Genomic DNA, 17,933 nt, shown 5'->3' with positions numbered 1-17,933 from the left:
TTCCGCTCCTGCTTTCCGCTCCTGCTTTCCGCTCCTGCTTTCCGCTCCTGCTTTCCGCTCCTGCTTTCCGCTCCTGCTTTCCGCTCCTGCTTTCCGCTCCTGCTTTCCGCTCCTGCTTTCCGCTCCTGCTTTCCGCCCGGCGTGTCCTGCGGTTGGCGCGCCAGAGGGCGAACCAATAGTACCCCCTCGAATCTTTGAGGAGTTTCGTTGGATGGTCTACCCCGCGAACCATCGAGGCGTCTTCTACACAATGCCCAATGATTGGCTACCTACCGTCCAATCTCTTGCTAGAGTACGCCAATGGAGCAAAGCCATTGCTTGCCTACCTCAGCACCCGCGAACATAATGAAGACTACGTTTTAAGGTTAAACCCGTACATGTATGGCTAGAGACAATTTCTCCAAACGTACAATTGATGCTCTACGCACGCGTGTCGCCTACTTATGCTCCAACCCAAATTGTCGAGCACCTACAGTCGGCCCAGGGAAAGAAGTTTACGCAACTACCAACATAGGAAAAGCAGCTCATATTTGTGCAGCATCCCCAGGCGGTCCTCGATATTCAGAATCCATGACACCGCAAGAGAGGAGTTCAATAGAAAATGGCATTTGGCTGTGCTCAAATTGTGCCACCAAGATAGATGTAGACGAACAAAGATACCCTATAGATTTATTGATTGCATGGAAACGAAAGGCCGAGGATAGAGCTGCGGCAGAGTCAGGGCGACCGCCTTCAGTACATTCTAGTAGTTTGCTTCTAGCATCCGTGTTCGGAGCCATGCCAACAAAGGATGCACTCAACGGAATCCCAAATGTTCATGATGCGGCAGACAGTTTTCTCAACTCGATCGACCCTCGGCTCCGGGTAAGAACTTCGTACGTCGATAGCCAATTAACATGCGAGGTTCGTGCGTTAGAAAATGTACCGGCGAAGATATTTGTCCCGCCATCCATTCGAGAAAATTGGGCCAGTGGATTTGATCAATTAATAAACCACGGAAAGGACGTCGCACTCCCTGCCGACGGTATAGAAATCACAGGGTCTCCTTTATTCGACGCACTGTTTTCTTCGATCAAATTAACTGATGTCAAAATTACCAGAGACAACAAAAAACCAGCCATTCTGAAATTTGAGATGTTCAACACTGAATCCGGCCAACATGAACAGTTCTACGATTTCGTAGGCTACGCATCTGCCGGAAATACATCGGTTTTTTTTGATGGCAGTGCATGCAGCAAATTACTCAGAGCAACGGTCAACTTTCCTCATCAGGAACCAACGGGCAGTGCAGCCCTAGGCATTTCAATTCAGTATCCTGTGTGGAACGATCGAAATGTGAACGAACTTCCATATTTCGAAAAAATACATAGCTTTTTTGAGCACCTAAGATCACACAACCTCAAGCTAACTCTAGAAATTCAAGGGCTGCATATTGCCACTCTAGAAGGCAACCTATTTAATAACAGCGACCAAATTCGGACTACGTTGAGCATTCTTCATTACGTAAGCTACGCCAGAAAAATATCTTCCTACATGGACAGACCCGTCGTTTTTTCCTCTGGATACACCATATCAGAATATTTCTTTAAAGAATTGTTTGACGCCGTAGAAACCATAAACGGAGTCCGCGCATATGACAGATCATCCATAACATCAAACCCAAGTCTAAACATTGTCGCAAATGACGATTGTGACAATATCTCATTCTTGCGGAATATAAAAAATTATACGATAGTTTATCGTGAGCTTGAAAATCGAAGAATCTTCCCATTTGGCCAAGAAATTTCGATGCCTCAATTGGAAATGCGCCTAGATGACGTAACCCCAGTTTTGAGGAAAGATGCCTCCACTATTAGTGCTGGAGATGTAGTTCACATAGAACTAATTATGAATGAAAATTTTAGGCTTTCGTTCAATTACTCCGACAAAAACAATAACCTAAACATAGAGCCGTAGGGCGGAAGATTCACAAGCGACATCCGCCACAGCCACCTCCTCCGTATCAAACAAGCCATTAGAAATGAGATATTTATTTACGATACTTTTCCCAACGGATCAGCGCACTCGGCCTTACGCCACAACTCTGAAGTGATTTTAGATTGCGAACCACGTCACGCTAGCGAAAACCCGACTAGGTCGGCGATATAGGCTTTCAAACCCTGGCCCCGTTCTTTTTACCAGCCGCTTGAAGGCCAACAGCCACTCGCTGGCCTCGCGGCCATCGGTTTGTTTAATAGGTTATATTGCGTCGCCGCACAGAGATTTTGGCTGAAGAACGATGAACTTCTACCGCTTGTTACACGCCATGCCAATGCCTGAAGGCATGCGGCTACGGCTTCGCCGGTACTTAATGGACTGGGAAATCGACAGAGAGCGCCGCCGCATCGTCAATAGCGGAGGAGACGCAGCAGACATTTGGGAAAGTGACAATTGGCAGTACGAGTACCAGTTCCTTGAAGAAGCTGAGACCCGCTTTCACTCTCGTCAGCTTTTGGGGCGCGCTCGACAACTTCGACTTCCAACGCCACCGGTTTTTGATGGCTCGGTTCTATCTGCCGACTACCAACGCAGCAAAATCGATGGCCACAGCTATTTCCTGTCACTCAGCGGCGAACAAAAGGTTCGTTCGGCCATCCGTGAGGAGGAGAAATATCGGTCGGAGCGTTGGGCAAGGCGCATACCCTATATCACAGCGCTTAGTGGTCTGATCGGCACCATCACTGGTCTTGTGGCACTTATATCCAAGTGGCCTTAGTCACACAGAAGTTCCGGGGTCACCCCGGATGTGGCGGATGTGTGACCCTCCCCCAGATCCCGGAGGTGGGATGTGCGAAGAACTGACCTCGGATGTACGTGATGAATTCAGACATTGTCCGTCATATGAAACACTTTCTTCTTCTCGCTGCCGTCGCTTTTTCCACGGCTTCCGCCATGGCTGAAGATGTCACGTCGTGGGCCACCGCCGTCTCGAAGCAAGCAGGCACTGGCCGCGCTATTATTTTCCGCTACGCGAAAGATTTTCGCGACGGGTTCAATGAATCGGCTTTCCCTGATCGAGTCATTCTTGTTTGGAAGTACAAATCCGATTCAGGCATGCCAGGGCTCAATGAGCATGGGGCCATGGATCGAATGGAAGATCTTCTTGAACCGATGATTGGAGAATCAGGAGAGAGCGTGCTTGTTTTGGTATCCACTGGCGAAAATCTTCGCGAATGGATCTTCTATGCCAAAACGGGGAAGAAATTTCTTGCGGCGCTAAACAAAGCGCTTGCTGGCCAACCCCGCTTTCCCATCGAAGTGCATACGGGTCGCGACCCGGAGTGGTCTTCCTATGTCCGCTTCCGAAAAGGAGTGCGCGAGTGAAGCTACCGGCTATCCCTGCATGCATCGGGCCGGTCTTCAAATCCAACATTTCGCTAGCGCGCTCGCGACGCCAAATGCTCTGTCTTGACCGAGCAACACTCACCCGGCACAGTCGAACGCACCCGCATCCGGAGATCCAACCATGACCCTCCTCATCCTTGGCCTGCTGCTCTTCCTCGGCGCGCACTCGGTATCCATCGTCAACGCCCCCTGGCGCGACCGGATGCACGCCCGTCTCGGGGAGGCGGGCTGGAAGGGGGTGTACTCGCTGGTGTCGCTCGCCGGTTTTGTGCTCATCATCTATGGCTATGGCGCGGCGCGGATGGACCCGGTGGCGCTCTACACGCCGCCGATGGGACTGCGCCACCTCGCCCTACTGCTGCTCGTGCCGGTGTTTCCGCTGTTCCTCGCCACTTATCTGCCCGGCCGCATTCAGCGCATAGCGCGGCATCCGACGCTCGTGGCCACCAAGCTGTGGGCGCTGGCGCACTTGCTGGCCAATGGCACGCCGGCCGATGTGCTGTTGTTCGGGGGCTTTCTGGCCTGGGCGGTGGCGGATCGCATTTCGCTCAAGCGCCGTGCGCCGCGCGCGTTGCCGGCCTTACCGGCGGGCAAGGCCAATGATGTGATCGCGGTTGTGGGCGGGCTGGCGATCTATGTGGCCTTTGTGTTCGGGCTGCACGGCTGGTTGATCGGGGTGGCGATCATTCCGGGCTGAACGCCGGTGCGACTTTCGGCAGCCGGCCTTGCCATGCCACCTTGCGCTGCAACAGCGAACATGGCGCAACCGCGCAAGTTGCCCGCCATTGAAGCGACATTCGCCCTGCCTGCAGGGGCAGGGCGCCATGGCCTGATTTACGCCAACGCCTCTATTTCACGCGCCGGACGGATTCCCGCAAACACGCTGTCGGACAACCAGTGCTGCACGTTGCGGGTGAGGGCTGATGGTCCCACGAGCTTGAGGCGCTTGTCGACGATGGCGCCCCGGTAGCTTTCGTCGCCCATCCAGCAGGACACCATGGTGCGCAGGTCGGTGGTGAAGTAGACGTCCACGTCCTGACCCGGGTCTTCCAGACAGATGTCCACATTGCAGCCCTTCACCAGCAACCACCAGTCGGAGAGCTTCTGCAGGTCCGTGAATTTGAAGCGGATGACGGACTGGTCCCCCGGCAGGTTGTCCGTCACGATGCTGCGCTGGAGATAGAGCATGAGCAGTTCCACGTCCAGATCGCTGTCGCGGATGTCGCCTCGCGCCCAGCGCATGCCCCACGCGCCAAAGGACTGAAGCAGGGGGAGCGTTTCCTTGCCGGCCTGGGTGAGGAAATATTCGAAGCCGCGCTGCCCCGACATCTTCTTGCGCAGGATGATCTCGGCATCGGCCAGATCGTTCAGCCGTTTAGTCAGGATGGAGGGGGAGATGAAAGTGAGCCCCCGTTGCATTTCGTTGAACCGGGTGGCGCCCATGTGCATTTCGCGCAGGATGAGCAGGGTCCACTTCTCGCCAAGCAATTCCATTGTCTTGGCGACAGGGCAGAACTGGCCGTAGTCCATGTCACACCTCTCTGATGGTGGCGTTGCCCGGCATGACGACCAATACCAGGCGGGGCGCGGCTTTGGCGCCTGTTTTAATTAACTTTCTTGTCAAAGTGTAGTGTGCAACTCCGAAAAGTGTAGTGCTTTGCTACGACTTGCGCAGTATTTCGGCGGGCGGCCGATCCCTAGACTTCAGTCATCAGGTGCGACACACCTGACACCCCAACCAAAAGACTGATTATCAGGAGACACACCATGCCGCTCATCACCGTTCATCTCATCGAAAACGTGTTCACCCCAGCCGAGAAGGCCGACATGATCACCAAACTGACCGACACCATGGTGGCCATCGAAGGCGAGGCCATGCGCTCGGTGACGTGGGTAAAGATCGAGGAAGTGCCCGAAGGCCAGTGGGGTATCGGCGGTCAGGCCCTGACCGCCGGGATGATCCACAAGATGAAAAACGCCTGAGTCTGACCACGCACCCAAGGAGAAGCACCATGCCGCTCATCACCGTTCATCTCATCGAAAACGTGTTTACCCCGGCCGAGAAGGCCGACATGATCACCAAACTGACCGACACCATGGTAGCTATCGAAGGCGAGGCCATGCGCTCGGTGACCTGGGTGAAGGTCGAGGAAGTGCCTGAAGGCCAGTGGGGCATTGGCGGGCAGGCCCTGACCGCCGGGATGATCCACAAGATGAAAGACGCCTGATCCCGGCGATTTTTGAACCGGACCCGCGATGCCATCCCGCATCGCGGGTGACTGCCGTTCATGAGCGGCGCTTCGCACGTTGCCAGGCCAGCCCGCGTCAGGTGCGATACCCGACAGGGATTGCACCGATTGAACGGGTTGAACGGTGTAATACGGCTGCGCCTACTTCACCTCACAAAGCATTCGCGGCGTCTCCGACTGGAGCGATGGCGAAGCCGAGCCCGCGAGCCCTTCCCCTTCTGTGCCGCCGAACGGAGCCCGTGACCAGCGGGAATGGTCGTGTCGCTTGTTTGAGCCCGCAGGGCGAGTTTGCGACACGACCCGCCGGGCGCGGGCGTAGAGAGGGGACCGGCGAAGCCGGCGGTACAGCGGGGGCGTTTTCTTGGTGACTTCTTTGTCGCGACAAAGAAGTGACTCGCCCGCCGGGGCGAGACCCGGCCAACTACACCTGGTCGAAGGCACCAAGACCAAAAGCCAACCCCGCTGGCAATCAACATCCCGCCTGTGCCAGCATGCTCCTGTCGCGCCCCGGATCACAGACCCGCCGACGGCCACCCCATAAAAACGACAGGACCCTGCCCCCATGCCCCAACACATCGACTACTACTTCGTCCTCAACTCCCCCTGGAGTTACCTCGCCGCCCGCCAGCTTGGCGGCATTGTCGAACGCACGGGTGCCGAGCTGCGGCTCAAGCCGGTGCAACTGCCGACCTTGTTCGCCGCCACCGGCAGTCAGCTCTTGCGTGACCGCCCGCCGGCCCGGCAAGCCTATCGGCTACAGGAGCTGGCGCGATGGAGCCAGTGGCTGGGCGTGCCAATGCACCTTCAACCAACCCACTTTCCGGTCGATGAAAGCCTCGCGATCGGCGCGGTACTCGCCGCCATCGATGCCGGATTCAACGCGCTACCGCTCACCGTCGCCCTCGGCAAAGCGCTGTGGACCGACAACCGCAACCTCGCTGACGACACCGTGGTGCGCGACGCCCTCGTCGCAACGCTGCTGCCGCCCGAGCTATTGGACAAGGCGCGCGCGCCGGGCCACGCCGACACGCTGGCGGCCAATACCGAAGACGCGATCCGCGCCAATGTGTTTGGCGTGCCGAGTTGTGTGGTGGGCACAGAAGTGTTCTGGGGGCAGGACCGGCTGGATTTTGTGGCGCGGGCGCTGGGCACCGAGAAGGACTGAGCAGACGGCCTTCGCCCGGCGCCGGTGCGGCGTCCGGGCGTTGCGGAATCAATCCAGGGGGCGCAAGCCGTCGAGCGTCACCGCAAAGCGCAGCAGGCGCGACACGCCGTGGCGGGTTGTTTTCAAGGTGAAGACAACCGGGCCGATGTCACCTTCTTCTTGCGGTGACTGGCCCCACTCGACGAACTGCCAGTCGTCGGCGGGCGGTGTTGCGAAGAGCGCTTGCCGCGGGTATTCGCCCGATTCCGACACCGCAATCTGCATCGAGACTTCGGGGCAGCGCGGGCCATCGCATTCCCCCACTCCCTGAAGCCGGAACAGGCGCACAAAAAGCGGCGCCATGGGCGACGGGCTTTGCGCGACAAGCTCTGCGTTGTTGGCAAACTGCACCAGCGACGGCGCATGGACACAGGCCGTCACGGTGAGTGCCAACAGTGCGGCCAGCAGTCGTTTGCGCATCATGTCTGTGACGAAATATGAAGGTGGTTCACATGGCGAATGCGCAAATCGGGCCGTTGCTCGACCTGCGCGCCGCGCTTGCGAATATTGATGAACGGGCCAAAGCACTCTGCCACATCGATATGCGCCGCAACCGCTTGCTGAAACACCTGAACATTGGCCCCGTTGCTCACGTCATCGATCCGTTTGCCATCGAGCCGGTTAATGTCCAGCGCCTGCCCATGGTAGTGGAAACTGCGCGGCGAATGGACGCCGCCGGTGGTGCTGTTGATATTGATCGACAGGTTCGTCGTCTTGACCACGGTCTCGATCATCTGCGCGAGGACAGACGACACGGGCAGATCCGGCGACGGGGCCAAGGGATCGTCATTGATCAGGGTGATCAGCCCGTTCAGCGTGTTGATGTGACGTCGCATCTTGCAAACTCAATCCGGTTGCGCGAGGGGCAAACCATAAACGACGTTGGCATAGATTGAAAGCCTGTGCGCCGGCCATGACTGCCGGCTAGCGCCCTTGCAGCGGCGCGGCCGAAGAAGGTCCAGTCGGCACTGTGACTGCAGCCGTGGGAGTTGCGGTCGGCGCGGGAGGCGGTCACGATTAGGGTATTGGGCTCGGCCAGCGGGCGCACGGAGGTGTTGTGGGAGCAGGAACGGCTGGATTTTGTGGAGCGGGCGCTGATGGCGAAGGACGACTGATGCAAGCCGAGCGACGCCGGATCAGAGGCTCGCGGTTCCGCCCGGCCTCGCCGCGCCGCCGCACTAGAAGCACCGACATATCTCGGCTTTGACCACGTGGCCGCGATAGCCCACAACCGGTGGCGTGTACTCAGAAACCTTGCCGCGAACCGCACATTGGCCGGCACAAGCCGTCGCGCCGCCAACGCGATACGCGCCGACGATCGCCGCGATCAGCCCCGCCAGCAGTAACCCGAAGCCAATTTTCACTACCGTTTTCTTCACGACCACCCCACTCGCACCGTGGATAGCGCGCTACCGAGCGGCGACGCGCGAATCCGGCGGGCTAACACCCGCCATCTGCCCCTGCCCCATGGCATTCACCTGCAAGCGTCGCTCGATGGCGGTCAGCACCGGCGCCACCGCCTCGCCCATGGCGATCTGCGGTTCGGACGGGTCGTAGCCTTCGGCCGCTTCGCGCACGGCAACAGCCGCGCTGGCCTGGGTGAAGGCGGTGTCGAAGGCGTAGGTGTCGCGCAGCGCTTCGTTGAACAGGGCGCGGCCGAAGAAGGTCCAGTCGGCGCTGTGGCTGCAACCGTGGGAGTTGCGGTCGGCGCGGGAGGCGGTCATGACCAGGGTGTTGGGTTCGGCCAGTGGCGGCACGAAGCCGCCGGAAAAGCAGGCCGAAACGATCAGCGCGCGGTAGCGGATGCCGGCGGCGTCGAGCTCGCGGCGCAGCACCTCTGGGGTGAGTTCATCAAACCGGTAAGGCCACAGGCTGAGGTCGAAGCGGTGTTCTTCCGAGCCGTGCGAGGTGAGAAAGACCACCAGCACGTCTTCATCGGCATTCATGCGCTGGCCAAACACCTTGAGGCTGCGGGCCAGCGCAGTGACGCTGGCAATGGGCAGGGTGTTGACGGTGGCGGGGTTGTTGACCAGCACCAGGCTGCGGCCCTCGGCGTCGAAGCGCTCGCGGAACAGCGTATCGACGGCCCGCACTTCGCGCAGAAACACGTCCTGATTGCCATGGCCGCCAACCGACAGGACGAACAGTTCGGGCACGCCCGGGCGGCCGGGGGCGATGTGTGCGAGGGCGTCGTCGAGCAACGCGGGCTGCGTGTAAAGCATGGCTTCGTGGGTGACGGCGGCGTAGCGCGCCTGCTCGGCATCGCTCTCGGCGGCGGCCGCGGCTTCGTCGTAGTGCGGAATCCACAGGCTGCTGTTGTCCTTGAATAGCCACTGCGGCGCAATGAGCAGGCCGAGCACGGCCAGCACGGCGCCCATGCGCTGCTCGGGCAACAACTGCTGCGCCCGCGCGAGGGCGACGATGGAGGCAATGACCCACCAGACGAAGAAGCCCCAGTACAGGTAGGCGCTGGCCTCGGCGAAATCATCGCCGAGGCGCGGCAAGCCGAGAATCATGCCGTATTGGATGACGGTGCCGACAATGCCGATAGCCACCAGCGCCACGGCACCGGGCAGCGTTTTGCGGTCGTCGTCGGCAGCACGGGCCGAGGCCCAGGCGGTGAAGAGAATCAAGGGCACCCAGAATACCGCCGAGGCCATGCCGTAGCGGTTGAAGCTACTGTCGGTGCCCACCATCAACCAGGTACCGAAAGCGGTGAGCAGCAGATCGGCCAGCAACAGCCAGACCAGTTGCGCCGCCGACACTTTGAGGCGGGCGGTGGCTTTGGCGCGCACCAGCAGCAGGCTCATCCCGGCGGCGAGGTTGCTGGCCAGATCGCGCCAGGGACGCGTCTGATCGGCAACGTCCGGCTCGGGCGGCGGGACCGCGCCAACGGTGACACGGCACCCGCTGAGCGATTCGAGGCGGGCCAGCCAGGCGTCGGCGTCCGGCGCAACGCACGCGAGCGGCACGGTCAGCACATCGCAGGTGTTCAGATGAATCAGCAGCAAATCGCCAATGCGCTCAAGCGCGGCCACACTTTGCCACTGCAGGCGCGTGGTGGCGCCGGCGTGCGCGACCACCAGCGCTTCGTCGGCGAGCGTGAGCTGATACTCGCCAGGCTGCTGGGCCGACACCCGCCGCAGCACTTTGCCCTGGGCGCGCTGCATGACGATGATCAGCACCAATACCAGCAAGCCGACCGGGAGCCACTGGCCACCGGGCACAGCATCCACGGCATTGCCAAACCAGCCCACCAGCGCACCAACAACCATCCAGAACACCAGCACGAACGCCAAGCGGCGCCATGTTCCGCCACCGCCCCCACGCTGCACCCGCTGGGTGACTGCGCGCACGCCCACCATGCGTTGTTCAACGGTGGTGCTGACGGCCAGGGTATGAGTAAGCGTGTCGGAGTCGGTCATAAAACGAACAGAGTCGGGGCTGAAGCCGAAGTATACCGTTGGAATGAGCGCTCCGACGCCCTGGCGACGACAGGCGGTACGCGGAACTTGGCATTCAAATAACACTCAAAGGCGCCACCATTCTCTCTAGCGCGCGCTCCTCATGTTTGCTCAATTGGGTCTGTTCGTTCTCGGCCTCATCGCCCTGATTGCCGGCGCCGACGCGCTGGTGCGAGGCGCTTCGCGCATGGCGCTGTCGTGGGGCATCTCGCCGCTGGTGATTGGTCTGACCGTGGTGGCTTTTGGCACCAGCGCGCCGGAAGTGGCGGTGTCAGTCGGCGCCGTGCTCGATGGCAACCCGGACCTGGCCATCGGCAACGTGCTGGGCAGCAACATCGCCAATATCTTGCTGATTCTGGGCATCTCAGCGCTGATCGTGCCGCTGGCGGTGTCCGAGCAGATCATCCGCCAGGAGGTGCCGATCCTGATCGGTGTGTCGGCCCTGCTGGTGGGGCTGTCGGCCGATGGCGCGATCAGCCGCATCGAGGCCGGCGTGCTGCTGTCGCTGGCGGTGGTGTACACCGTGTTTCTGATCGTTCAGGCGCGGCGTGGCTCGGCCAAGGCAAACGAAGAAGCGCTGCACGAGTTGCCCGAAGCGGCGAGCTGGGACGCCTCGCGCCCCGCGCAGATCCTGCTGGTGCTCGGCGGACTGGGCTTGCTGGTGCTGGGTGCGGACTGGCTGGTGGGCGCAGCCACACATTTTGCGCGGGCCTTCGGCGTCAGCGATCTGGTGATCGGGCTCACCGTTGTCGCCATCGGCACCTCTATGCCCGAGATCGCCACCTCGATCATGGCCGCCCTGCGTGGCGAGCGTGACATTGCCGTGGGCAACGTGGTGGGCAGCAATCTGTTCAACATCCTGGGCTGCCTCGGCGCAGCCGGGCTGGTGTCGGCCAACGGGTTGCCGGTGTCGGAGGCGGCGCGCAGCTTCGACATGTGGGTGATGCTGGCGGTGGCCTTCGCCTGCCTGCCGGTGTTCATCACCGGCCGCGAGATTGCGCGCTGGGAGGGTGTGGTGTTTTTGGGCTACTACGCGATCTACACCGTGTTTCTGGTGCTCTCCGCGCAGCACCACGCCGCCGCGCCGATGCTCTCCTCGGCGATGCTGAGCTTCGTCATTCCGCTGACGGTGCTGACGCTGGTGGTCAGCCTGTGGCGGCATCGCCGCAGCGCCACCGGCAAGGGCGCATAGCGGATCCGGCGCGACGGCGGTACAGTCGGGCGATACGCCTGCGGGCGCGGACTTTCGGGAGCACGGCATGCGTGTCGGCATCATCGGCATTGGCAACATGGGCCTGGCCATGGCCCTCAACCTGCGTGAGCGCGGCATTGCGCTGACGGTGCGCGACCTGCGCAGCGGACCGGAGACCATCGCCCACACCGCGGGCGCCGTCATCGCCGCCAGCCCCGCGGCCCTGGCTGAATCGGTGGACGTGGTCATCACCGTGGTGGGCACCGGCGAGGAGACCCGCGAGGTGCTGCTGGGCGCCGATGGCGTGGCCACCATCGACGGCAACGGCCGTGCGGTACTGATCTGCAGCACCATCGCGCCGGACGATGTGGCGCACTGCGCCGAGCATTTGTCCCGCGCCGGCTGGAAAACCCTGGACGCGCCGATCTCCGGCGGCCCGGCACGCGCTCGGGCCGGCAGCATGAGCATGATGCTGGGCGGCGACCCGGCGCTCATCACCGCACTCGAACCGCTGCTGGCCCTGTTGGCCGAGCCGCGCTTCGTGATCGGCCCCCACGCCGGCGACGGCGCCAAGGCCAAGCTGGTGAACAACCTGCTCGCGGCGATCCACCTGACCGCGGCCGGCGAAGCCTTTGCGCTGGCCGAGCAACTGGGGTTGAACCCGAAAACCGTCCTCGACGTGGTCTGCGCCAGCTCGGGGCAGTCTTGGATGGCGGCCGACCGAATCCCGCGTGCACTCGATGGCGACTTTGCCCCACGCGCCCACACCCGTATTCTGACCAAGGACATCGGCCTGGCGCTGGACTGCGCCCGCGCGGTCGATCAAGCGGCAACACTGGGCGTGGCCGCGCAAACCATCTTGCAGCGAACCTGCAATCTGGGCTGGGCCGAAGAAGACGATGCGGCGGTACTCAAAGCCTGCCGTCCAGGCAGCACCTGAGCCTCGCTCGTCGGCCCGGATTTCAGTTTTTTCAGCGCCTTGTCGTATACTGGCTGCCTTTTCCGAGGAGCGCTGCGAGGTCGTCAGGTTGCCCTGACCGACGCCCCAGGCTCGGAAGCCGCAGCACCACGCGGTGAGAATCAACGGCGCTCACGACCTCAACCCGTGCCGGGCACGGGAGGTGCGTGAGAAGGCCCGCATGCCGATCCCCCTCCCCCCGGTCATAGCATGGAGCAACCCATGAACGCTGTGACTGACTTCAACGATTACGTAATTGCCGACATCTCCCTGGCCGCCTTTGGCCGCCGCGAGATGAACATTGCCGAAACCGAAATGCCGGGCCTGATGGCGATCCGCGAGGAGTTCGCCAAGACCCAGCCGCTCAAGGGCGCGCGCATTACCGGCTCGCTGCACATGACCATCCAGACCGCGGTGCTGATCGAAACCCTGACCGCGCTGGGCGCCGAAGTGCGCTGGGCCTCGTGCAACATCTTCTCGACACAAGACCACGCCGCTGCGGCCATCGCCGCCTCGGGCGTGCCGGTGTTTGCCGTCAAGGGCGAGTCGCTCAAGGATTACTGGGACTACACCCACCGCATCTTTGAGTGGGCCGATGGCGGCTACTCGAACATGATCCTCGACGACGGCGGCGACGCCACGCTGCTGCTGCACCTGGGCGCCCGGGCCGAGAAGGACATCTCGGTGGTGGCCAAGCCGACCAGCGAAGAAGAAACCCTGCTGTTCGCCGCGATCAAGGCCAAGCTGGCCACCGACCCGACCTGGTACTCCACCCGTCTGGCGCAGATCAAGGGCGTGACCGAAGAGACCACCACTGGCGTGCATCGCCTGTACCAGATGCACCAGCGCGGCGACCTCAAGTTCCCCGCCATCAACGTGAATGACTCGGTGACCAAGAGCAAGTTCGACAACCTCTACGGCTGCCGCGAGTCGCTGGTCGACGGCATCAAGCGCGCCACCGACGTGATGGTCGCCGGCAAGATCGCCGTGGTCGCCGGCTATGGCGACGTGGGCAAGGGCTCGGCCCAGGCATTGCGTGCGTTGTCCGCCCAGGTATGGGTCACCGAAATCGATCCGATCTGCGCCCTGCAAGCCGCCATGGAAGGCTACCGCGTGGTCACCATGGACTACGCCGCCAGCCGGGCCGACATCTTCGTCACCACCACCGGCAACTTCCATGTGATCAACCATGACCACATGGCCGCCATGAAGAATCAGGCCATCGTCTGCAACATCGGTCACTTCGACAACGAGATCGATGTCGCCTCGATCGAGAAGTACGAGTGGGAAGAGATCAAGCCGCAGGTCGATCACGTGATCTTCCCGGACGGCAAGCGCATCATCCTGCTGGCCAAGGGCCGACTGGTGAACCTGGGCTGCGGCACGGGCCACCCGAGCTATGTGATGAGCTCGTCCTTCGCCAACCAGACCATCGCGCAGATCGAGCTGTATACCCGCACAGCAGAGTATCCTGTTGGCGTCTACACGCTGCCCAAGCACCTCGATGAAAAGGTCGCCCGTTTGCAGCTCAAGACACTGGCCGTCACGCTCACCGAGCTGACCGACGAGCAAGCCAACTACATCGGCGTGCCCAAGTCCGGCCCGTACAAGCCCGATCACTATCGTTATTGATCCAACCCGCGAGCCGGGCCGCCGCCACAGCACCGGGCGGCGGCCCGGCTCTCCAAGCCAGCAGGAGTTGTGCATGAAACGTCCCCGGGTGCGCCAGACACGCAAGGAAGACATCCCGGCGCTGATCGAACTGCAAGCGCGCGTGTACCCCTCGATTCCCCCCTGGAGCCGCCGCAAGCTGCGCGAGCAGCTCGAGGTGTTCCCGCAAGGCCAGGTGGTCGCGGAGACCGATGACGGGGTGGTTGGCTGTGCCAGCTCGATGATCGTGCTGTGGGACGACTGGGCCGAGTCGCATACCTGGAAGGAAATCACCGGCGCCGGCACCTTCGAGAACCACGACCCCGAAGGCAAGACGCTGTACGGCGCCGAGGTGTTTGTGGCTCCCGAAATGCAAGGCAGCGGCGTCGGCCATCTGCTGTACGAAGCGCGACGCACCTTGTGCCGTGCCATGAACCTGCGGCGCATCATCGCCTGCGGCCGTCTGCCGGGCTACCACCGCTACGCCGATGAAATGAGTGCCGAGTTCTATGCACAAAAAGTCGTATGGGGGGACCTGCGCGACCAGGTGCTCAGTTTTCAGATCAAGGAAGGCTTCAGCTATTGCGGCGTGATTGAAGGCTACATCCCCGAAGACGAAGAGTCGCACGGCTGCGCCTCGGTGATCGTCTGGCTCAATCGCGACTACGATCCGACGCGACCCACCACTATCCCTGAGGAGATTGCCCTGTGATCGTCCGCATTGCTGCCGTCCAATACCTGCTGCGTCAGATCCACGACTGGTCGGGCTTCGAAAACCAGGTGCGCTTCATCATGAAAGCCGCCGGCGACTATAAACCGCAGTTCGTGCTACTGCCCGAGATCTTCACCACCCAGTTGCTGTCCTTCATGGACACCACCGATGTGCGTGACGCCGTGCGCAACATGAACGACTACACCAAGCGCTACAAGGACTTGATGCAGGAACTGGCGGCACAGTGGAACGTGCATCTCATCGGCGGCAGCCACCCCACGCTGACCGAAGACGGCCGCCTGCTCAACACCGCCTACTACTTCACCCCCACGGGCGAAATCTACGAGCAGGACAAGATCCACCGCACCCGCTGGGAGCGCGAGAAGTGGAACACCGACGCCGGCGACCAACTGCGCCTGTTCGACACTCCCTTCGGCAAGATCGCCATCCTGATCTGCTATGACATCGAGTTTCCCGAACTCGCCCGCATGGTCTGCGAGGCCGGCGCCGACATCCTCTTCGTGCCCTCGTGTACCGATGACCGCCAGGGCTTCCTGCGCGTGCGCTACTGCTGCCACGCCCGCGCCATCGAAAACCAGGTCTTCGTGGTCATGACCAGCACCGTCGGCAACCTCGCCGTCGAAGGCCTCGGCCTGCACTACGGCCAGGCCAGCATCATCACGCCGTCCGACTTCGCCTTTGCCCGCGATGGCATCGCCGCCGAAGGCACGGCCAACATCGAGCAGATCGTTGTCGCCGATGTCGACCTGGCCGATTTGGAGAGCAACCGCCTCAGCGGCACCACCATCCCGCTCTACGACAAGCGCAAGGACGTCTACGAGCACCCGGTCGAAGTCATCAAGGTCAAGTAATGACAGCACGTCGGGCGCACCCGTGAAATCCTTCCATCGCCGCACCGCCCGCCCGGCGCCGACCCCCTCGGTCGACGCCACACCAGCGGTCGACCGGCACGGGCTGCAACGGGTCGACAGCCTGCTCGTCGCCCGCGGCCTCGCCCCGTCACGCACCACCGCGCAACGCATGATCGCCGCCGGCCGGGTGCGCCTCGGCGATCAAACCATCACCAAGGCCTCGCTCGCGCTCGATGAAGACGCACCGCTGCTGGTTGTCCCCGACCCCGAAGACCGCTACGTCTCGCGCGGCGGGCTGAAACTCGCTGGCGCCATGGCGCACTGCCACGGGTCGGCCCACGGCCTCACCGTGCTCGACGTCGGCCAGTCCACCGGCGGTTTCACCGACTGCCTGCTGCAATCCGGTGCTACCCGCGTGGTCGGCGTCGAGGTCGGTCATGACCAACTGCACTCCTCGTTGCACGAGCACCCACGCATCGATTGCCTCGAAGGCCTTAACGCCCGCGACCTCACCCCCGAGGCCCTCGGTGACGCCTGGCCCGACGGCGGCTTCGACCTGCTGGTGTGCGACGCCAGCTTCATCTCGCTCACCCTGCTGATGCCGCGCTGGCCAGCGCTGCTGCGCCCCGGCGGCCGGGTGCTGGCGCTGGTCAAGCCGCAATTCGAAGTCGGCCGCGAGGGCCTCGCCAAAGGCGGCATCGTGCGCGACCACAGCCTGTATACCGGCGTCGAAGCCCGCATCCGCGCCGCCGCCGTAGCCGCCGGCCTCACCGTCGATGACTACTTCGACAGCCCGATCACCGGCGGCGACGGCAACCGCGAATTCTTCCTCGCCGCCCATCTCAACGAACTGACAGACGACGCATGAACCCGACACCTTTCTCCATCGAATTCTTTCCGCCGCAAACCCCGGCCGGCGTCGACAAACTGCGCGGCACCCGCGCCCAGCTCGCCCAGCTGCAGCCGGAGTTCTTCTCCGTCACCTACGGGGCGGGCGGCTCGACGCAAGAGCGCACCTTCGAAACCGTGTTCGAGATCCAGGCCGAGGGCCTCGCCGCCGCACCGCACCTGTCCTGCGTCGGCGCCACCGGTGACAGCATCCGCGACATTCTCAAGCGCTATCAGGACAAGGGCATCCGGCGCATCGTCGCCCTGCGCGGCGACCTGCCCTCCGGCGCGGTCGAAGCCGGCGAGCTGCGTTACGCCAACGAACTGGTCGAATTCATCCGCCGCGAAACCGGTGACTGGTTCAGCATCGAAGTGGCCGCCTACCCCGAATACCACCCCCAGGCGCGCACCGCCCAGTCCGACCTCGCCGCCTTCAAACGCAAGGTCGACGCCGGCGCCAACTCGGCCATCACCCAGTACTTCTACAACCTCGACGCCTACCTGCACTTTCGTGACGAATGCGTCGCCATGGGCATCGAGATCCCCATCGTGCCCGGCATCATGCCCATCGTCAGCTTCTCCAAGCTGGCCCGCTTCTCCGACGCCTGTGGCGCCGAGATCCCGCGCTGGATGCGCCGCAAGTTCGAGAGCTACGGCGACGACACCGACTCGATCAAGGCCTTCGGCCTCGATGTGGTCACCGACCTGACGGCACGCCTCATCGAAGAAAGCGCGCCCGGCCTGCACTTCTACTGCATGAACATGGCCGGCCCGACCAGCACCATCGTCGAGCGCCTCGGCCTGAAAGCCTGACCCGCCACCCGCCATGCCCCGCAAGCCGCCGCCCGAGATCGTCACCCACGCGCAAGAGCTGTTCGCGCCGCTGGGCACGATCCGGGTCAAACCCATGTTCGGCGGCTGGGGCTTTTATCTCGACGATCTGTTCTTTGCCCTCGAAGCCTGGGACACGCTCTACCTGAAAGCCGACACGCAAAGCGAACAGGCCTTTGCCGACGCCGGCTGCCAGCGCTTCATCTACACACAACCTGACGGCAAAACCTTCTCGATGGGCTACTGGACCGCCCCTGAAGAAGCCCTCGACAGCCCCGCCGCCATGGCCCCTTGGGCCCGCCTGGCCATCGACTGCGCCCTGCGCAACCGAAAACCGAAGAAGCCCCGCTGATCCTCCGGCATCTTCCGGCAATTCCAAACGTCATAATTTATGTAAAATGAATGCCCGCTGATCTCAGGGCGCTCACATGTTCTCACCCTTCACCTCCGACACCCGCCTGTTCGCGCTTGAATGGCGCGACGCTGCCTTCGACCTGCCCGTCGAAGCCTGGTGGGGCACCGAGGCGGT

At 61.9% G+C, this 17,933-nt stretch carries 20 protein-coding genes and 1 riboswitch; of the genes, 15 read left to right on the top strand and 5 right to left on the bottom strand.

What is annotated here, in order from left to right; all coding sequences use genetic code 11:
• Positions 1-570: 570 nt before the first annotated feature.
• The 4 genes from FHP91_RS20960 (at position 571) to FHP91_RS20945 (ending at position 4,081) form a co-directional block, all read left to right on the top strand.
• The gene (locus tag FHP91_RS20960) at positions 571-1,956 is read left to right on the top strand and encodes a hypothetical protein (protein WP_144311386.1); all 1,386 of its coding nucleotides are present in this window, start codon (positions 571-573) and stop codon (positions 1,954-1,956) included.
• Between the two features lie 322 nt (positions 1,957-2,278).
• The gene (locus FHP91_RS20955; protein WP_144311385.1) at positions 2,279-2,755 is read left to right on the top strand and encodes a hypothetical protein; all 477 of its coding nucleotides are present in this window, start codon (positions 2,279-2,281) and stop codon (positions 2,753-2,755) included.
• A gap of 101 nt (positions 2,756-2,856) precedes the next feature.
• The gene (locus FHP91_RS20950) at positions 2,857-3,363 is read left to right on the top strand and encodes a DUF695 domain-containing protein (protein WP_186301657.1); all 507 of its coding nucleotides are present in this window, start codon (positions 2,857-2,859) and stop codon (positions 3,361-3,363) included.
• 142 nt (positions 3,364-3,505) lie between these two features.
• Positions 3,506-4,081 carry an NnrU family protein gene (locus FHP91_RS20945; RefSeq protein WP_144311383.1) on the top strand — a complete coding sequence of 192 codons (576 nt, stop codon included), beginning with the start codon at positions 3,506-3,508 and terminating at the stop codon, positions 4,079-4,081.
• Between the two features lie 137 nt (positions 4,082-4,218).
• Here the strand turns inward: FHP91_RS20945 and FHP91_RS20940 are convergent, their stop codons facing one another.
• Positions 4,219-4,914, bottom strand: coding sequence for a winged helix-turn-helix transcriptional regulator (locus tag FHP91_RS20940; RefSeq protein WP_144311382.1), 696 nt, complete (start codon positions 4,912-4,914; stop codon positions 4,219-4,221).
• A gap of 237 nt (positions 4,915-5,151) precedes the next feature.
• Here FHP91_RS20940 and FHP91_RS20935 point away from each other — a divergent pair, with 237 nt between their 5' ends.
• From FHP91_RS20935 to FHP91_RS20925, 3 genes are all read left to right on the top strand, one after another.
• Positions 5,152-5,367 (top strand): tautomerase family protein, encoded by a 216-nt coding sequence (locus tag FHP91_RS20935; protein ID WP_144311381.1) that lies wholly within the window; start codon positions 5,152-5,154, stop codon positions 5,365-5,367.
• Between the two features lie 29 nt (positions 5,368-5,396).
• Positions 5,397-5,612: a tautomerase family protein gene (locus FHP91_RS20930; protein ID WP_144311380.1), complete on the top strand. Its 216-nt coding sequence runs from the start codon at positions 5,397-5,399 to the stop codon at positions 5,610-5,612.
• A gap of 583 nt (positions 5,613-6,195) precedes the next feature.
• Positions 6,196-6,798 carry a 2-hydroxychromene-2-carboxylate isomerase gene (locus tag FHP91_RS20925; protein WP_144311379.1) on the top strand — a complete coding sequence of 201 codons (603 nt, stop codon included), beginning with the start codon at positions 6,196-6,198 and terminating at the stop codon, positions 6,796-6,798.
• Positions 6,799-6,846: 48 nt separating this feature from the next.
• On the opposite strand, the gene FHP91_RS20920 is transcribed toward FHP91_RS20925, so the two are convergent.
• From FHP91_RS20920 to FHP91_RS20900, 4 genes are all read right to left on the bottom strand, one after another.
• Complete coding sequence (locus FHP91_RS20920; RefSeq protein ID WP_144311378.1) at positions 6,847-7,260, bottom strand: hypothetical protein; 414 nt, start codon at positions 7,258-7,260, stop codon at positions 6,847-6,849.
• Positions 7,257-7,673 carry a hypothetical protein gene (locus FHP91_RS20915; RefSeq protein WP_144311377.1) on the bottom strand — a complete coding sequence of 139 codons (417 nt, stop codon included), beginning with the start codon at positions 7,671-7,673 and terminating at the stop codon, positions 7,257-7,259. Before FHP91_RS20915 ends, FHP91_RS20920 begins: the two co-directional genes overlap by 4 nt.
• 342 nt (positions 7,674-8,015) lie before the next feature.
• Positions 8,016-8,216 carry a hypothetical protein gene (locus FHP91_RS20905; protein ID WP_144311375.1) on the bottom strand — a complete coding sequence of 67 codons (201 nt, stop codon included), beginning with the start codon at positions 8,214-8,216 and terminating at the stop codon, positions 8,016-8,018.
• Between the two features lie 30 nt (positions 8,217-8,246).
• Positions 8,247-10,262, bottom strand: coding sequence for a C13 family peptidase (locus FHP91_RS20900; RefSeq protein ID WP_222105274.1), 2,016 nt, complete (start codon positions 10,260-10,262; stop codon positions 8,247-8,249).
• Positions 10,263-10,404: 142 nt separating this feature from the next.
• Here FHP91_RS20900 and FHP91_RS20895 point away from each other — a divergent pair, with 142 nt between their 5' ends.
• The 8 genes from FHP91_RS20895 (at position 10,405) to FHP91_RS20860 (ending at position 17,756) form a co-directional block, all read left to right on the top strand.
• Entirely contained in the window at positions 10,405-11,493 is a 1,089-nt protein-coding gene (locus tag FHP91_RS20895; RefSeq protein WP_144311374.1) for a calcium/sodium antiporter, read from the top strand.
• 67 nt (positions 11,494-11,560) lie between these two features.
• On the top strand, positions 11,561-12,433 hold the full coding sequence (locus tag FHP91_RS20890) for an NAD(P)-dependent oxidoreductase (protein ID WP_144311373.1): 873 nt from the start codon (positions 11,561-11,563) through the stop codon (positions 12,431-12,433).
• Positions 12,434-12,491: 58 nt separating this feature from the next.
• Positions 12,492-12,592, top strand: a riboswitch (S-adenosyl-L-homocysteine riboswitch).
• Positions 12,593-12,673: 81 nt separating this feature from the next.
• Positions 12,674-14,083 (top strand): adenosylhomocysteinase, encoded by a 1,410-nt coding sequence (ahcY, locus tag FHP91_RS20885; RefSeq protein ID WP_144311372.1) that lies wholly within the window; start codon positions 12,674-12,676, stop codon positions 14,081-14,083.
• Positions 14,084-14,156: 73 nt separating this feature from the next.
• On the top strand, positions 14,157-14,813 hold the full coding sequence (locus FHP91_RS20880) for a GNAT family N-acetyltransferase (protein ID WP_144311371.1): 657 nt from the start codon (positions 14,157-14,159) through the stop codon (positions 14,811-14,813).
• Positions 14,810-15,685 (top strand): carbon-nitrogen hydrolase family protein, encoded by an 876-nt coding sequence (locus FHP91_RS20875; protein WP_144311370.1) that lies wholly within the window; start codon positions 14,810-14,812, stop codon positions 15,683-15,685. Before FHP91_RS20880 ends, FHP91_RS20875 begins: the two co-directional genes overlap by 4 nt.
• Before the next feature lie 22 nt (positions 15,686-15,707).
• The gene (locus FHP91_RS20870; protein WP_246116396.1) at positions 15,708-16,553 is read left to right on the top strand and encodes a TlyA family RNA methyltransferase; all 846 of its coding nucleotides are present in this window, start codon (positions 15,708-15,710) and stop codon (positions 16,551-16,553) included.
• The gene (metF, locus tag FHP91_RS20865; protein ID WP_144311368.1) at positions 16,550-17,386 is read left to right on the top strand and encodes a methylenetetrahydrofolate reductase [NAD(P)H]; all 837 of its coding nucleotides are present in this window, start codon (positions 16,550-16,552) and stop codon (positions 17,384-17,386) included. Before FHP91_RS20870 ends, metF begins: the two co-directional genes overlap by 4 nt.
• Positions 17,387-17,399: 13 nt before the next feature.
• On the top strand, positions 17,400-17,756 hold the full coding sequence (locus FHP91_RS20860; RefSeq protein WP_144311367.1) for a TfoX/Sxy family protein: 357 nt from the start codon (positions 17,400-17,402) through the stop codon (positions 17,754-17,756).
• Positions 17,757-17,933: the final 177 nt, after the last annotated feature.

The sequence above is a fragment of the Denitromonas halophila genome, from assembly GCF_007625155.1.
Lineage (GTDB): Bacteria > Pseudomonadota > Gammaproteobacteria > Burkholderiales > Rhodocyclaceae > Nitrogeniibacter > Nitrogeniibacter halophilus.
The sequence above is the reverse complement of the archived record's forward strand: the minus strand, read 5'-3'. Positions and strand labels throughout refer to the sequence as shown.

Excerpts from the sequence above, each read along its gene's own strand:
- FHP91_RS20860 (WP_144311367.1), top strand. The coding sequence starts at position 17,400 with ATGCCCCGCAAGCCGCCGCCCGAGATCGTCACCCACGCGCAAGAGCTG.
- FHP91_RS20895 (WP_144311374.1), top strand. The coding sequence starts at position 10,405 with ATGTTTGCTCAATTGGGTCTGTTCGTTCTCGGCCTCATCGCCCTGATT.
- FHP91_RS20920 (WP_144311378.1), bottom strand. The coding sequence starts at position 7,260 with ATGATGCGCAAACGACTGCTGGCCGCACTGTTGGCACTCACCGTGACG.
- FHP91_RS20890 (WP_144311373.1), top strand. The coding sequence starts at position 11,561 with ATGCGTGTCGGCATCATCGGCATTGGCAACATGGGCCTGGCCATGGCC.
- FHP91_RS20930 (WP_144311380.1), top strand. The coding sequence starts at position 5,397 with ATGCCGCTCATCACCGTTCATCTCATCGAAAACGTGTTTACCCCGGCC.
- ahcY (WP_144311372.1), top strand. The coding sequence starts at position 12,674 with ATGAACGCTGTGACTGACTTCAACGATTACGTAATTGCCGACATCTCC.
- FHP91_RS20960 (WP_144311386.1), top strand. The coding sequence starts at position 571 with ATGACACCGCAAGAGAGGAGTTCAATAGAAAATGGCATTTGGCTGTGC.
- FHP91_RS20945 (WP_144311383.1), top strand. The coding sequence starts at position 3,506 with ATGACCCTCCTCATCCTTGGCCTGCTGCTCTTCCTCGGCGCGCACTCG.
- FHP91_RS20900 (WP_222105274.1), bottom strand. The coding sequence starts at position 10,262 with ATGACCGACTCCGACACGCTTACTCATACCCTGGCCGTCAGCACCACC.
- FHP91_RS20950 (WP_186301657.1), top strand. The coding sequence starts at position 2,857 with ATGAATTCAGACATTGTCCGTCATATGAAACACTTTCTTCTTCTCGCT.
- FHP91_RS20925 (WP_144311379.1), top strand. The coding sequence starts at position 6,196 with ATGCCCCAACACATCGACTACTACTTCGTCCTCAACTCCCCCTGGAGT.
- FHP91_RS20935 (WP_144311381.1), top strand. The coding sequence starts at position 5,152 with ATGCCGCTCATCACCGTTCATCTCATCGAAAACGTGTTCACCCCAGCC.
- metF (WP_144311368.1), top strand. The coding sequence starts at position 16,550 with ATGAACCCGACACCTTTCTCCATCGAATTCTTTCCGCCGCAAACCCCG.
- FHP91_RS20955 (WP_144311385.1), top strand. The coding sequence starts at position 2,279 with ATGAACTTCTACCGCTTGTTACACGCCATGCCAATGCCTGAAGGCATG.
- FHP91_RS20940 (WP_144311382.1), bottom strand. The coding sequence starts at position 4,914 with ATGGACTACGGCCAGTTCTGCCCTGTCGCCAAGACAATGGAATTGCTT.
- FHP91_RS20880 (WP_144311371.1), top strand. The coding sequence starts at position 14,157 with ATGAAACGTCCCCGGGTGCGCCAGACACGCAAGGAAGACATCCCGGCG.
- FHP91_RS20915 (WP_144311377.1), bottom strand. The coding sequence starts at position 7,673 with ATGCGACGTCACATCAACACGCTGAACGGGCTGATCACCCTGATCAAT.